Annotated in this window: 10 protein-coding genes; 8 read left to right on the top strand and 2 right to left on the bottom strand. The window is 66.3% G+C overall.

Annotated elements, in window-relative coordinates; all coding sequences use genetic code 11:
- Positions 1-46: 46 nt before the first annotated feature.
- On the bottom strand, positions 47-1,216 hold the full coding sequence (locus F0U63_RS44170) for an IS4 family transposase (RefSeq protein WP_395840594.1): 1,170 nt from the start codon (positions 1,214-1,216) through the stop codon (positions 47-49).
- A gap of 523 nt (positions 1,217-1,739) precedes the next feature.
- On the bottom strand, positions 1,740-3,500 hold the full coding sequence (locus tag F0U63_RS44165; protein WP_395840591.1) for an ATP-binding protein: 1,761 nt from the start codon (positions 3,498-3,500) through the stop codon (positions 1,740-1,742).
- A 473-nt stretch (positions 3,501-3,973) separates the two neighbouring features.
- Between F0U63_RS44165 and F0U63_RS44160 the strand changes: the two genes are divergently transcribed.
- From F0U63_RS44160 to F0U63_RS44125, 8 genes are all read left to right on the top strand, one after another.
- Positions 3,974-5,080, top strand: a complete 1,107-nt coding sequence (locus tag F0U63_RS44160; protein ID WP_395840589.1) for a hypothetical protein — start codon at positions 3,974-3,976, stop codon at positions 5,078-5,080.
- A 73-nt stretch (positions 5,081-5,153) separates the two neighbouring features.
- Positions 5,154-5,879 (top strand): type 1 glutamine amidotransferase, encoded by a 726-nt coding sequence (locus tag F0U63_RS44155; protein WP_395840587.1) that lies wholly within the window; start codon positions 5,154-5,156, stop codon positions 5,877-5,879.
- A gap of 133 nt (positions 5,880-6,012) precedes the next feature.
- Positions 6,013-9,162 carry a tetratricopeptide repeat protein gene (locus F0U63_RS44150; protein WP_395840585.1) on the top strand — a complete coding sequence of 1,050 codons (3,150 nt, stop codon included), beginning with the start codon at positions 6,013-6,015 and terminating at the stop codon, positions 9,160-9,162.
- 159 nt (positions 9,163-9,321) lie between these two features.
- Positions 9,322-11,427: a hypothetical protein gene (locus F0U63_RS44145; RefSeq protein WP_395840583.1), complete on the top strand. Its 2,106-nt coding sequence runs from the start codon at positions 9,322-9,324 to the stop codon at positions 11,425-11,427.
- A 78-nt stretch (positions 11,428-11,505) separates the two neighbouring features.
- Positions 11,506-11,937 carry a hypothetical protein gene (locus F0U63_RS44140; protein ID WP_395840581.1) on the top strand — a complete coding sequence of 144 codons (432 nt, stop codon included), beginning with the start codon at positions 11,506-11,508 and terminating at the stop codon, positions 11,935-11,937.
- Positions 11,938-12,166: 229 nt separating this feature from the next.
- Positions 12,167-12,487: a hypothetical protein gene (locus tag F0U63_RS44135; protein ID WP_395840579.1), complete on the top strand. Its 321-nt coding sequence runs from the start codon at positions 12,167-12,169 to the stop codon at positions 12,485-12,487.
- 73 nt (positions 12,488-12,560) lie between these two features.
- A complete protein-coding gene (locus F0U63_RS44130; RefSeq protein WP_395840577.1) occupies positions 12,561-12,995 on the top strand; it encodes a hypothetical protein in 435 nt (144 codons plus the stop codon).
- A gap of 247 nt (positions 12,996-13,242) precedes the next feature.
- Complete coding sequence (locus F0U63_RS44125; protein ID WP_395840574.1) at positions 13,243-15,519, top strand: membrane dipeptidase; 2,277 nt, start codon at positions 13,243-13,245, stop codon at positions 15,517-15,519.
- Positions 15,520-15,586 lie beyond the last annotated feature (67 nt).

Genomic DNA, 15,586 nt, shown 5'->3' with positions numbered 1-15,586 from the left:
CAAGCAAGAGCCATGCCATCTGTAGGTCTACTCCTGAGCCATCCCCTCATATTGGGCCGAAAACTTCCTGGAAAACAGGCTGCTCGCGCAACAAACCAGCGAATCGCTCCATCAAAGGAATCAGTTGGTCCTCCGGCATCATGGGGATGGCTTGGTAATACTCACAGCCTTGCCGGAAGAGTGAGTAGGTGCGCGTCTTCGCGGTGTTGGCCTTGAGATAGCGCTCCATCCCCAGGCTCTCTCCCGCTGCCCCCAGGAGCGTCAAGAGGGCGCACGCGAGCGCACTGACCAACAGCAGTCGGTCTCGTCTATCCGCTGAGCGCACCCTCACCCACGACAGGCCCATTCCAAAACGCAAATCCTTCATGTCGCGAAAGGTCTCTTCCGTCCGGAACCTCTTGGCATAGAGCCCCACCACGAAAGCCGCGGTCGCTTCTTTCAAACTTGTCGCCAGACACCACGCTTCCTCCATTCCCTTCTTCTTCACGCACACCACGGCTCCCACCGACGCTTCGTCCTGGGTGACCCTCGCTCCCGTCAGCCTCACCGCTCGCCCCGACTCGGGCACCCACTCGCCCGCGCTCTTCTTCTCTCCTTTCTCATCCATGACTTGAATGCACTGACGGAAGCGCACGACGTAGTCGAACTTCAGTTGCTCAAGCAGCGCGTAGAACTTCTGGTCTCCAAATCCCCGGTCGGCCAGCACCGTGAGCCGCACCCCCTCGGGCACGACTTGCCGCAGTCGATGGAGCACGAAATCCTCCGTTTCGTTGCGCATCCCCTCCAGGGCGGACTTCTCCAGCGTGTGCCACACCAGCGGCGTGGTTCTCCCATGGCTAGCCACCAAGGACGCCACCAGCGTCGTCTGTCCGTCCGCATCGAAGTCCGTCCAGTCCAAGGCCACGACCGCCTCTTTTCTCTGACCCAAGGCGTAGGGCACCCATTGCGCGAAGAGTTCCCAGACGTTGATGTCCTGGTTGGACAAGAGCCGGTCCACCTGCTTCACGCCATGCTTGCTTTTTGTTCCTCGCGCCCACGCCAGGGCCTTGCCAATGAGATGCACCCCCAAGCTGGCCGCGTGAATGACACCCAGGACCGCGTAGGCCAGGGACAACACGCGCTTGGCGTGGAGGTCCTCTTCGAAGAGCGACTCCAAGAAGGCATGGACCTGCTGGTCATCAAGACGAGGCTTGCGCACGACCGCAGAAGTAAGCATGCGGGTCTTACTTCTCGCACCAACCAGCCTACACACCGCTTCCTTGCTCGCCTGCTAAAATGAGGGGATGGCTCAGGGTCTACTCCAGTAGGACAACAAGGAGTCGTTCGGCCTGGGTGGCAGTTCTCCATCCCAACGCCAGGGTGACGTCTATGAGTCCATAGGTTACGAGGAGTAACAGATTAGAGTGCCTAACAACCAATTGCACCTATCGCCCAACTTGGCATCGGCAGCAGAGAGATGCTCGGGCGCCACCGCTGTAAGGTAGAGCGGCGGCTCGCGCACCTGCTCTGCTTCGGACGGCTGTGTATACGCGACGATCGTCGCGACGACATCCACTTGGCGCTCTCCTCCTCGGATGCGACCTCATGCTCTTCCGGTCGCTGTGTCGGTTTTTTAGGGCATCTAATGCTACCCGGTTACTTCCCGAGGGCCGCCGTGAAACTCCGAAGGAGATTTACCTCCCGAAGGGAGTTCGAAGTGACCGAGTAGTATTAGGATAGTCGGCGGTCATTGTCTCCGTTCACGGTCGGTTGATCTTAAGTTGCTCCAGGAGCCAACCGAATCGCGCACGCGCTGCGCCTACGATGGCGCCATAGGTGCGCACATTGAGGCCTTGCGGTCGGAAGTTCGCGTCTACACCCGAAGATGCTCTGCCGCCAACCATGAGTACATCGAGGGGGTCAAAGTATTTGCGGAGGTCGTCTCGGTACTTTGTTGCCTGAGTCTCATCGTCGCGGTTGATCGCATGACGAGGCTCCTTGAACTCGATCAATAGGTAGCGTCCGGTCAGCGTGGCGCAGGCGAGTAAGTCAGGCCTCTTTTTTGCGCGCTTACCGCTGAACTCTGTATCCACCCACTTCTTGAGGGTCTTTGCCAGCGTCTCATTCGAGGAGAGTAATGTGTATTCACTCTCAAGCAGCCATAGGTTGTGTTCGATGACTTGGTGCATCTCCTTCTCGAGAGTGTCCAGTCGCTCCATCAATTCGTCTAGGCGGTCAAGGATCTCAAGTCTGCGGCGAGCCTGTTGGTGGATGACAGCCATATCCACGAGACCAAACTCGCTGAGGGCATCTGCGAACGTGGCGACGCCTCCGTGGCGGGCCTGCTCGATAGCTTGAATGACAGTCCAGTATTCATCGCGCTCGAACCCGTCCAACATCACGTTGATGATGGTATTCCTGCGGTCCTCGCTCTCGCCGTAGAATTTTGACAATACTCGGTGGAGAGCAGTCTCCGCGAACTTGCGTCGGTGTTCCGGGATTGCAGCCAAGCGGCGGTCGATCTCCTGCTGAAGACGCGCTTTGGCGAGGCTCATCTCTTTTGAGTACACCTTCTTGAGCTTGCCCTTGATCTGATCTCGGGCCCAATTTTCCATGTTCTTGAAGCCGGTGCTGTTTTCGACGACAGCGCCCCAATCGGCAGTCACATCTGCTGCAAGCCCATCGGCTTCAATTTCGCCGTAAACCTTCTTCAAAAGTTTTTCAGGGATTTCCTCGTCTGTCTCCAGTCCAAAATAGATGGGCTTGCCCACAACCTTCCCACCCACGCGTAAGACGATTCCCGAGTGCTTGAGTGGCTTCTTGCCGTCAGCGACCGTCAGGGAGAGTTTCACCGGTCCTAAACTTGGTAGTTGCACGATCTCCGTAAAGGGTTCCCCCGGAATATCCTCAATAGCAAGCTGTTCGCCGTTCACTCGAATAAGGAAGTCCGAACTGCGGCCATACTCTAGCACTAATAACTCCCGAAGACGCTCTGGAGTTGGAAACGCCAGCGCATGGCTCAAGTCAGTAAGGGTTATCGTTGTACCATGCTCTTGTTCATCACACGCTGAAGCTGAGATGGGCAGGTCGATCTTCTCCAAGTCCTTGCTGGAATCGAGTAGGTCTTCCTTGCGGATAGTGAGGCTCGTTCGCATCCCTTGCGACTTGGTCTCTACAGTCATTGTAGAGGCAGCCATGAGGCCAGCGAACTTCCCGATGCCTTTGCGCCCTTTGATCTTCCGCTTCAGGTGTTGGGTGAGCTCGCCCTTCCGCGAACGTCGGTCGCTGGCAACCTTTAGATACTCACTTCGGACCTCCTGCTCCGTCATCCCCGTGCCGTTATCTTGGATCGTGATCGGCTCAGAAGTCATTGGGGCAGGGAGGCTGATGTGAATCTCGCGAGCCTCCGCGTCCCAGGCATTGTCCACCAGTTCCTTCAGTGCGTGCTCCGAAGAGCGGTATCCCTCTCCAAGGAGAGTGGCGAGACGAGGGTCAACCTGGAATCGTGCTGACGTAGCCATGTGCTTGGGTCCTTGCTGTTCGTCTCAAGGCGGAGAGCCGGGGAAGGAGTTGCTTGTCAGAGCGGCACTGATGCATCCTGCCACTGCTCGTCCTGAAGTTGAACTAAGACTGCATGGGTCAGGTGAAGCCTGGGGTGCTTGCGGACCCCATTGCGGAGGAGGGAGATCCCACCCGGGACATCTCCGCGCTCTGCCACGTGCGCTTGGTCATGAAGGGCGGCGCCCTCTACCGCCGGTAGGTGGGCGAGCTCCGCGAGGACCTTCATGGTGCCGGCAGCGGGCTATTGGTGCACTGGTGGAGACGAGGAGCGGCGTTGGTTTCATTGAATGAAATGAGTCCCCAGGGCGGCACTCGAAGGCGGAGGGCATGGATCGCAGGACTGCTCGCCTCGATGTTGCTGTTGCTCGCGGCGCTCCTTGTCCTCTTGTACAGGGCAGACGCTGTCCTTCCTCCTTCGATAGGGCGGAGTGACATGGGGTGGGCTCGAGAAGTCGAGCGGGAAAACAGCACGGGGCACGAGTCGGCCGAAGGGGTCGTCGCGAACGGGAGTGGTTTCTCCGTGGTCGGCTACACCAACTCCCGGCAGCCCGGAGTCCAGCAGGCTTGGGTGCTCCAGTTCGAGAAAGCTCCGCCTCCCCGCTGGGAGCACACCTATGGGGGAAAAGGTACGCTCGGGACCCTGGGCCGTGCCATCGCCCTCATGCCGGGGGGAAGGCTCGCCGTCGCTGGGGCGGAGGGGGTGGCCGGGGGTGGATTTCGGGGATGGCTCTTCGTTCTCTCCCCGGAGGGAAACGTCCTCTGGGAGCGGACCCCGGGTCACGACGGCGTGAACGGGTTCCATGCCGTCTCGGTCCTCGAGGATGGCTCCATCGTCGCGGGGGGAACCCAGGACGGAGAGGGCTGGGTGGTGCGGATGGATCCACGGGGCCAACTGCTCTGGGACGTGAAGCTTCCACGAATCGAGCGTGTCACCGCCCTGGTGGCGCTCCCGGCTCAGCGTGTCGCCGTTTTGGGGACATCGGAATCCTCGACCACCGGGCTGGGGATTTCGAGGCTGCTTCTGCTGGAGGCGGATGGACGGGCCACCGGGGAGAATCGATTGCCGGCCGAGGGCCGGGGAGAACTGGCCGCGCTCGCCCTGCTGCCGGATGGGGGACTCATCGCGACCGGACGTCTGAGTCGTCCTGGTTCGACGGATTGGAACCTCTGGGTGGTACGCATGGCGCCGCGAGGGGACACCCTCTGGGAGCGCGTCCTGGAAGGCTCTGATGTGGAGGCAGGTCGTGCCATTACTCCCTTCCCTGATGGAGGTATGGCCGTGGTGGGGTACTCGTTGAAGGAGTTGGTTGATCGGGAGGCCAAGGTCTGGCGCTTCTCCGCGGACGGCAGCCTGCTCTGGCAGCAGTCCTATGGGGGCGCCGGAGACGATATGGGCGACGGCATTGCCCGCCTGGCGGACGACAGCCTCGCGGTCGTGGGCTCGACGACCTCCCAGGGAGCAGGCAAGACGGACCTGTGGACCTTCGGCCTGTCCTCCGAGGGTCAGTTGCTCTGGGAGCAGACGTTCGGGTCTCCCTGAAACAGCCGTCTCTCCAAGTCCAGCCAGGGTTTGGGTGGCCTGTCCCGCGGGACCAGCGGTTATCCTTCCGCCCATGTCCGACTCCCTCTCCACTCCCAAGCCCCGCGCGATCCTCTTCCAGCACGACCTTCCCGTGAGTGCGGGGGCCCTCGAGGGGGCACTCACGCGGGCCGGTTTCACCCTCGAGACGCGCTTTCGCGAGGTCCGGCCGGGAGACGCCGATGCGGATCTCGTGGTCGTCCTGGGCGGCTACATGGGCGTCTACGAGGCCAACCAACACCCATACCTTCACGAGGAACTCGCCCTGATGGAGCGGCGGCTCGCGCGGCGCCGTCCCTGTCTGGGCATCTGCCTGGGGGCCCAGATGCTCGCGGCCGTCTCCGGCGCCCGCGTCTTCCAGGACCCGAAGGGAATGGTCCTGGGCGTGCAACCCATCCACGTCACACCCGCGGGCCATGCGCACCCCATCTTCTCCGGGGCTCCGGCGTCCTTCCCCGTCGTCCAGTGGCACGGCGATACGTTCGACACCGTGCGCGGAGCGGAGGCTCTCGCCTCCTCCGAGCGCCAGCCCCAGGAAGCCTTCCTCCTGTCGAACTCGGTGGGTTTTCTCTTCCACCCGGAGGTCGAGTCTCCAACGCTGGAGTCCTGGGTGCGCGCCTTCCCTCAATCCCTCACGCGCTCGGGCCGGCGGCTCGAGGACGTGCTCACGGAGGATCTCCCCCGGCTCGAGGCGGCACGCTCCGAGATCGACGGGCTCCTGGATCGCACGGCCCGCTACCTCGCGCACGAGGTCTCGTGAGCCTCCGGACGCGGTAGCACCCGTCGTGCGAGCGGAGTGGGAATGTCCGCGAGAGACACCCGTCTTCCGGGGCTCGCCGGGTAGCCAAGACTCCGGGCTCCAGGGGAAGATGGGGGCGCACAGCGGAGACGGAATGGCTCACAGCGTCATCGACAGCATCTGCCCCGAGGAGCCCCTCGTGCGGGAAGTCGCCTCGGGACGTTTCCCGGAGGCGGAGGTCGCGCGGTTGCTCGCGCACGCGGAGAACTGTCCCGCCTGTGGCCGGCTGCTGATGCACTCCGGTGGTTTCGAGGCGACGGGGGAGGTGCTCACCCACGTGGTGCCGCCTCCCACGACCCCGTCGAACTCCGCGCCCGAGGAGGTGCTCCCGCGTGGCGCGACGGTGGGCCGTTACATGGTGCTGGAGAAGCTGGGCGCCGGTGGCATGGGCGTGGTGTACGCGGCGTATGACCCGGAGCTCAACCGCCGGCTGGCCCTCAAGCTGCTGCATGGCGGGTCGGCTCAGGTGGAGCGCAGCGGCGGACAGGCCCGGCTGCTGCGCGAGGCGCAGGCCCTGGCGCGGCTGTCCCATCCCCACGTCATCTCCATCTATGACGTGGGGACGTGGGAGGAGCGCGTCTTCATCGCCATGGAGTTGGTGGAAGGGCCCTCGCTGCGCGACTGGCTCAAGCAGGGGCCACGGCCCTGGCGCGAGGTGGTGGAGGTCTTCATCGCCGCGGGCCAGGGACTGGCGGCCGCGCACGCCGCGGGCCTCGTGCACCGCGACTTCAAGCCAGACAACGTGCTGCTGGGCAAGGATGGGCGGGTGCGCGTGCTGGACTTCGGGCTGGCCCGGCAGGTCTCCGCCGCCGCTCCGGGAGAGGAGCCTCCGCCGCAGCCCGTGGACGTCCCCTGGTCCGAGCTCGGCCAATCGCCCTTGAACACGCCCCTGACGAGCACGGGACTCGTCATCGGCACCCTGGCCTACATGGCGCCGGAGTCATACGACGGCATCTTCGACGCGCGCGCGGACCAGTTCAGCTACTGCGTGACGCTCTACGAGTTGCTCTATGGCGAGCGGCCCCATGGCAAGACGCCGGGCCCGCCCTCGACCTGGCGCACTCCGGAGCCCCCTCGCGACGCGCGGGTCCCCGCCAACGTGCGGCGCATCGTCTTGCGGGGGCTCGCGCTCGAGCCCGAGCAGCGCTGGCCGTCCATGGATGCATTGCTCGGGGCGCTGGGCGACACGCTGCCCCGGCGGCAGCGCCAGTGGCTCGCGGTGGGCGGACTGCTGGTGCTCTCGCTCGGCATCGGGCTGCCGCTGCAACTGCGCAGCACGGCCGAGCCGCCGTGCCAGGGGGGGGGCCGGCGCCTGGAGGGCTTGTGGGACGGGAACCGCCGGGAGGCGCTCGGCCAGGCCTTCCAGGCCACCGGCAAGTCCAACGCGGAGGAGTCCTGGACGCGCGCCGCGCAGGTGTTGGACACCTACGCACGCGACTGGACGGCCATGCATGTCGAGGCGTGTGAGGCCACGCGCGTGCGGGGTGAGCAGTCCGACGCGGTGCTCTCGCTGCGCATGGCCTGTCTGGAGCGGCGGTTGCAGTCGCTCCGGGCCCTCACCGACGTGTATGCCCATCCGGACGCCGCGCTGGTGGATCAGGCGGCCAAGGCGGCCAGCGTCCTGCCCCTCATCGCGGGGTGCGCGAACGTGGAGGCGCTCCAGGCGCCCGTGCTGCCGCCGGAGGACGCGGCCACGCGCCAGAAGGTCGAGCGGCTCGAGGTGCGTCTGGCCGAGGCCCGGGCCCTCTTCGACAGCGGCCAGTTCGAGCCGGCCCTGGAGCGCACCCGGACGCTCGCCGACGATGCCCTGGCGCTGCGCTACCGCCCCCTGCAGGCCGAGGTGCTCGAGTTGCGTGGCGCCCTGGAGGAGAAGGCCGGGGACGTGGTGGGCTCGGAGGCCTCGCTCCACCAGGCGGTGTGGGCCGCGGAGGCGGGCCGCCATGACGAGGTGATCGCCTCGGCCTCGGCCCGGCTGGTGCGCTCGGCGATGCTCCAGGCGCACTTCGAGCAGGGCCGTGAGTGGGCCGAGCACACCCGCGCCGTGTTGGAGCGACTGGGCGGGGACGCGCGCATCGAGGCCTTCCTCACCAACGCGATGGGCGCCATCTTCATGCGCGAGGACAAGACGGCCGAGGCGCTGGAGAACTTCCGCCAGGTGGTGGCGCTGCGCCAGAAGGTCTACTCGGCCGAGCACCCGGAGGTGGCGGCGGCCTACAACAACCTGGGGGCGGCGCTCATCAAGGACGGACGGCTCGCGGAGGCGCGCGAGGCGCTGTCGCATGCGCAGGCCCTCTATGCGAAGACACTGGGGCCGCATCACCTGGAGACGGGCAATGCATTGCACAACCTGGGAATCCTCGCGCAGCGGGTCGCCGACGACCAGGCCGCCGTGGACTACCTCCAGCGGGCCCTGGAAGCACGCGAGGGGGGGACGCAGCGCGGGACGCTCGACGTGGCCATGACGTGGGGCACACTGGGGGTAAGCCAATGCCACCTGCGCGATTACGCGCGGTGTCTGTCTTCCTATGAGCGCGCCCTGGAGATCCGCCGTGGGATCCTCGGCCCCGAGCACACGGATGTGTCCTCCAGTCTGGCGGATGTCGCCATCGCCCTGCAGGCCCAGGGCCGCTGGGGCGAGGCGCTGGAGCACTACCAGCGGGCGCTGCGGATCGCCGAGGCGGCCGAGGAGCACGAGCCCTATCAACTCATCAGTCCCCTGAGCGGCCTGGGCGAGGTGTTGCTCGCGCAGGGCAAGCGCGCGGAGTCGCTGTCCTACCTGCAGCGGGCGCTGGCCCTGGCGGAGAAGAACGAGGTCGACGATGCCTGGGCGCTCTCCACCGTGGTGGAGAAGCTGGCCGACTGGTACCTGAAGGGGGGCCAGCACCGCCAGGCGCTGCCGTACTACCAGCGGGCGCTGGCCCTGGAGGAGAAGCGGGTGCCCGCACGCCACCCGGACCTGTTCGGACCGCTGGTGGGCCTCGCGGAGTGTCAGCTCGCGCTCCACGCGCCCGCCCAGGCCCGCGCCGCGCTGGAGCGGGCCCTGGAGACCGAGCCGCTCTCCCGCTTGTCCGCCAGCTCCCTGGCCCATGCCCGTTTCCTGCTCGCCCGGGCCATCTGGGAGGGCGGTGAAGCGGCCCAGGCCCGCCAATTGGCCCTGCAAGCCCAGAAGGCGCTCCGCGAGGCACACGAGGACTCCCAGGCCTCCCAGGTGACGGCCTGGCTGGACGCACACGCGGAGCGCTGAGCCGGGCCTACCTGGCGCTCAAACCAGACACCGCCCGTCTCTTCGCGGATGAGAAAAAGAGCGCTCCACGCCCCCTGATTTCTTAGGAGCAGGAAAAGACAGACTCCTGCTGAAATCCAGACGACCACGTCGTATCATGGACGACAGAGGAGCTGCCCCATGTCCATTCGGATCAACCCGAACACCGTCTCTACCCCTCGACCGCTCGTGGAGCAGAAGCCCTCGGGCGTCTCTACTCCTTCCACCGGGGTGCAGGGACCGTCGGCCTCCGTTCCCGTCAATGGGGTGAATGGCACGGGCTTCCAGACGAAGACCGAGGCCGTGAATCTCCAGGGGACCTCGAGCGCGTGGACCCAGGACAGCGTGCAGCGCCAGCTCGCGGTGACGTCGACCTACACCCGGCTCATGGAGGACGTGGTGACGGCGAAGGCGCTCAACGCCCTGCGGGTGCGGGACGGCGCGGCCCTGGCCGCCCTGGGCAACCTGCTGACGAGCGGCAAGTTCTCGCTGTGGCCGGACAAGCAGGCTGCCCTCGAGAAGCTGCAGCAGACCCAGCCGGAGCTCTTCACCCGGCTCGTCACCCTCGCGCAGCAGCTCGGCTCCAGCGCCCCGTTGCCGGTGGGCTCCACCCCGGACGTCGCGGCGACTCAGGCCGCCAACGCCCTTACCGCGGCGCAGAACGCCTACACGCACGCGCGCGACGTGGTGAACGTGTTGGATCAACAGCTGGCCGCCGGCCTGGATGCGCTCGGCCCCGCGCTCACGGGCGCGCAGAAGCAGGCCTACATCGAGGCCTTCCGGGCCGCGCACCAGGCGGACTACGACCGCGCGCTCCAGACGGAGGCCACGCTCGCCGCCTCGCTGCTCAATCCCGAGCTGGACAAGATGCTCGGAAGGGATCTCCACCTCGCCTATACGTCGGCGGAGGTGGCCCAGGCCCTGGCTGGTGGCGCGCACTCGGTGGAAGTGCTCCAGTGGGCGGCGCGCGTGCTGAACGAGGCCAACGCCGCCCAGGACATGTTCGAGCAGACCCAGACGGGGGTGTCGATTCCCGGCTGGACGGGGACGAGCGAGCTGCACGCGCCGGTCGACTTCGCGGAGCTCCAGCGTCTGGCGTTGGGCGGTGCGGCCGGGGAGCTGCTGGCCCAGGCCAACGGCGATCCCCAGGCGGCCCTGGCGAACTTCTCGGCGCTCGCGTCGGCCGTGGGCGGAGATCCCGCGAAGACGAAGGAGCTGCTCTCCGCGCTCAACAAGGCCTCGGCGGGCGACTACTCGGGCCTCTCGCAGCTGCTCAACTCGGCGGATCCCTTCACCCAGGGTCTGGGCACGGCCGCGGCGGTGTTCGCCGGACTCAACGCCCGCAACCCCACCCAGCAGGCCGCGTATGGGAAGTTCCTCAAGGACCTGGCCGCCACTCCGGCCGGAGCGAAGGTGCTGGGCGATGCGCTCCACTCCCTGGCCGGGGCGAGCCTCGCCGCCGCGGAGGGCTCGGCCGTGCCCGCGCAGATCGCGCCGACCCTGAGCGCGTTGACCTCCGCGCTCGACAGCGGCACGGAGCCCCTGGAGCTCTTCAGCGAGTCCTCCTTCGACGACGGAGCGCAGCAGGCGCTGACGGACCTGAGCGCCCTGGCCGACAGCGGCGCGCCGGCCGCGGTGCCGCAGCCGGAGACGCTCACCGAGTCCATCACCGACCTCATCACCGACCTGGGCGAGGAGATCTCCGAGCTCAAGAGCAACCAGTCGGCCGAGGAGAAGAAGCACACGGAGCGCGAGGCGAAGAGCCGCGACGAGGACAAGAAGCGCACGGAGCGCGAGGAGAAGAGCCGCGACGAGGAGGTCCGCAAGAAGGAGGCGCGCAAGGAGCTCCGCGAGCAGGAGCACCAGGAACTGCTCGAGAAGGCGGGCGTGGAGAAGACCCTGGCGAAGACGCTCTCCAAGGGAGCGGAGCTGCCCAAGGTGCTGAGCAAGAAGGTAGGCCTGACGCCCGCGCAGATCGCGTCGCTCGCCGTCTCGCACCCCGAGGTGTTCGCGTCGGCCCGGGCCGCCCAGGATGCCGTCGAGTTCGCCCAGGCGTGCGGCATGCGGGGTGACAACGTGCGCAAGTTCTTCGATGCCCTCGCGCAGGACTCCGCCAACTACCTCCAGAAGCTCTCCCAGGAGGGCGCGGCGCTGGAGGGGAAGGACGCGGAGATGCGCGCGTTCGTCGAGCGCTCGTTCCCGAAGGCCCGTGCGCTCCTGCGCGAAGCCGACCGGGCCGCCGCCTGATTCATCCGCGGAGGGTACTCGGGAAGCGGTGAGGTTCCTCCGTTGCGGCGGGCGCGCCTTGTGGCATAGGACGGGCGCATGGAGCCCATCCAGGGACAGTGGACGATAGGCCAGCACACCTTCCACTTCGAGGCCCCCGATCTCCTCTGGTCGAAGCACCAGGGGTACTGCACCCTGGATGAGGCCATGCGGATGGTGAGCCTCTACCGGGAGCTGGGCGGGATTCGTCCCTTCTTCCTCCTGTCGGACATGGCGCAGGCCGAGGGAATGGAGCCGGAGGCCAAGCGCTATGTCAGCGAGAACCTCCGGCCCGAGTGGCTCCTGGGCGTCATCTATTTCAATGCCCGGCTGCTGCACAAAGCCCTCGCCAGGGGCCTGCTCCTCGCCGCGCAACTGACCCGGTCGGAGGATGATCCTCCGCGGACGGAGGTTCACTTCGTCTCCACCCGGGACAGCGCACGAGAGCTCAGCACCCGGTTGCGCGCGCAGCGGGAGGAACACCGCGTCTGAGTCGGTGTCCTCGAGGAGCCGCGGTCCGGGTACCTCGTCGGTGGGCTGGCTCATGTCATGCCGGGGCGGCGAGCGCTCGCCACCTTCCTCGGGAAGAGCGCCCCGGGTGGACATGTGAGCGGGGTTGCGCCGGCCCGAGCGTCGGTTCCCTCCTCGTGGCTTCGTTCCCACCGTCACGAGGGGCCATCATGCGCGGAGGTGTTTCATGGCATCCCGAGGGCGTTTGGTAATGATGGTGCTGCTCATCATTCTGCTCAGTCTGATGATGCAGGCGTGCATCGTCGTGCCCGTGGAGTCGCGGCCCCGGAGCCGTCCGGCCTATGGCTACGGAGGGAGCGGCTATGACACCGACGTGGACCCACGGGAGGCCCAGCGGGAATGCTTCCGCGTGGCGCGTGACTTCAGGGGCTACCAGGGGGTTCGCGTGGGGGCCGTGGACGTGACGGGGCCCGAGACGGCCCGGGTCGAGCTGCGCGCCCGGACGTACGGTGGCTACGTGCGCATGGGCTGCACATACGACGCTCGGACAGGCCGCGCCTATGTCCCGTGAGGTGCCAGAACCCGGGTAAGGGAGGACCCACCGGGTTGTCTGCCAGGAGAGCCTTGTGTCATATGGAAAACACATGGCGCCCATCCAACGAGATTGGACGATCGGGAGGAACACCTTCCACTTCGAGGCTCCCGATGTGCTCTGGGCGAGGTTCCAGGGGGACTGCTCCCTGGATGAGGCCATACTTCTGGTGAAACTCTACCGGGAGCTGGGATCGGTCCATCCCTTCTTCGTCCTGTCAGACATGGCGGCGGCGGGAGGGATAGATGCCGAGGCCCGGCGCTATATCAACGAGCACGTCCGGCAGGAGTGGCTCCTGGGCATCATCTATTACAAGACGCGGCTGCTGCACCGCGCCATCGCCAAGGGCCTGCTCCTCGCCGCGGAGATGACCCGGTCGGAGGATGATCCCCCGAGCACGAAGATCTACTTCGTCCCCACGCGGGACAGGGCCTGGGAACTCCTCGTCCAACTGCGTGCGCGGCAGGAGGAACACCACGTGGGCTGAGCATCCGGCTCCGTGCTTCTTCTTCACTTGCCTTGCACCGGGATGCGTAAGCGCGTTTGCCATTGAGGGTCGCGGGCGTATTGACGCATGCCGTTCCCCAGAGGCCGATGGTGACACGCAGCGGGGGCACAGACACGTCGATTGGGGACCCGAGGCAGCGCCAACCATCGTCCATTCGTGGTCGGATGGAGGGGCATGGGAGAATGTAGCCCCTCCTGGATGCATGCACCTCTGGAGTCACCACGCCATGATGAAGATGTTTCGCCTTGCCTCGATGGGGTGGGTGCTGTGTTCCACCTCACCAGCACTCGCCGCCCCTTACTGGGGAACGTTCCAGTCGGACGCCTGCACGGGTCTCGGCCAGCGTCAGAAGTCCTCCGTCCTCTGGGGCATTCCCTCGGGGACCTCGTGGGAGTCCACCTGTGCGAACACGGGCGCCACCATTGATGGGCGCTGGTACGCACGGCCGAACCGCTGTGTGAGGACCAGCACCAACATGTGGGGCCAGTTCGACGTGCCCGACAGCTCGTGCAACCCCAACTGGAGCACCTTCAAACAGGATCGGTGCACGGACTCGGGCCGGCGCCAGTACTCGGCGCAACTGATGAACATCCCTCCCAACACCTCCTGGGAGAGTGCGTGCCAGGCCACCGGCGCCACCGTGGCCGGCTACGCCTTCCTGCACCCGACCCGCTGCGTGAACAAGGGCACCTCCGGCATGTGGGGCGAGTTCGAGGTGAATGACACCACCTGCAACCCGGTGACGGAGTGCAACTCCTCCCTCCCGGCGGGCACCTTCTCCAAGCCCGGGAACACCGGCTCGGTGAGCTGTGAGGCCTTCTGCGCCAACCGCGACGCCAACTGGGGCCCGCGCGGCACGTGTGTGAAGGGGCTGGTCACCAGCGGCCCTCATGCGGGCTCCTGCCTGGCCTGCACCGACGTCGCCTCCGAGCAGGGCGACACCGGCGTCACCTGCACCTGCAAGGCGCCCGCGAAGGGCTTCGCGGATCTCCATGCGCACCCGTTCGCCAACCTCGCTTTCGGCGGCGAGGCCTTCTTCGGCAAGGCCTACGGTCCCCTCAGTACCACCCTGCCGTGGTGCGACAGTGTCCACGGGCCGGGGGGCACTCGGGACTTCTTCGGCAGCATCATGGCGACCCTCGGCTACGGCACGGGCGGCTCGGGCCATCGGGTGGGTGGCTACCCGCAGTACGACGGCTGGCCCCGCTGGAACAGCTACACGCACCAGTCCATGTATGAGGATTGGCTCTACCGCTCCGTGCAGGGCGGCCTGCGGCTGATGGTGATGCTGGCCGTCAACAACCAGGACATCTTCGGCTTCCCCATCTACGCCACCAAGGCGCCGGGCCGCACGGGAGAGGACATGGAGGCGGTGGAGCTCCAGATCGCCGAGGCCTACGCCATGCAGAGCTACCTCGACAACAAGGCGGGCGGCGCGGGGCGTGGCTGGTTCCGCATCGTGAAGTCTCCCGCGGAAGCCCGCACCGTCATCGCCCAGGGCAAGCTGGCGGTGGTGCTGGGCGCCGAGGTGGACTACCTCTTCGACTGCCGCCGCAACGGTTCATGCACGAGCGCGTATGTGGAGGAGCGGCTGGATCATTACCAGGCCCTGGGCCTGCGCCACCTCTTCCCCGTCCACTTCAAGCAGAACGCCTTCGCGGGCTCGGCGCTCACCAGCATCGCGACCGAGGGAGACTCTCGCGACTGCAAGCAGGAGGGCTACGTCTACAAGCGAGACATCGCCAAGGATCCCATCTGCGGAGCGCAGGGGCTCACGGCCCTGGGCCGCACGCTGGTGCACGGGATGATGCGCCGGAAGATGCTGATCGACATCGACCACATGTCGAAGCTGGCCTTTGATGACACCATGGGGATGGTGGAGCCCTACGGCTACCCGGTGGTGAGCGGCCACACCACGCTGTTCGAGACGGCCCGTGGCAACAAGCGCCACGAGGGCAGCCTCAAGTCGGAGCAGCTCCAGCGCATCCGCCACGTGGGCGGCATGGTGTCGCTCATCCTGGACCAGGGCAATCGCGACGAGGTCCCCACCTGGCGCGGCGCGGGTCAGCCGGTGGTGGAGCACCAGTGCGGCAGCACCTCGCAGAGCTGGGCCCAGGCGTACCTCTACCTGACGAAGGAACTGGGCGGGGCGCCGGTGGGGTTCGGCTCGGACTTCAACGGCTTCGCGGGCCTGCCGAGCCCCCGCTTTGGCGCCGAGGCATGCCACGGTGGCAGCTCCGCCGCGCAGGTGGCCCGCACGAGCTACCCGCTGAGCATCGCCGTGGAGAACAGCGTCACGAAGCTGGAGCGCAGCGTGGTGGGCAACAAGGTGTTCGACATCAACGAGGATGGCGTGGCCCACGCGGGCATGATGCCGGACTTCATCTCGGATCTCCGCCGCCAGGGCCTGCGCGGCCAGGATCTGGAGCCGCTGATGAACTCCGCCGAGGGCTACCTCCAGGTCTGGGAGCGCGCCGAGGCCATGGGAGCCACCGTGCCGTGAGCCCGCTCGCCGCCTGAGCGCCTGAAAGACGGGTCCCCGAGAGCGGAGACCCGTCTTTCAAGGGAGG

The organism is Cystobacter fuscus, from assembly GCF_044360685.1.
Taxonomy (GTDB): Bacteria; Myxococcota; Myxococcia; order Myxococcales; family Myxococcaceae; genus Cystobacter; species Cystobacter fuscus_C.
Note: the sequence above shows the minus strand (reverse complement) of the source record. Positions and strands in the feature narration are given on the sequence as shown.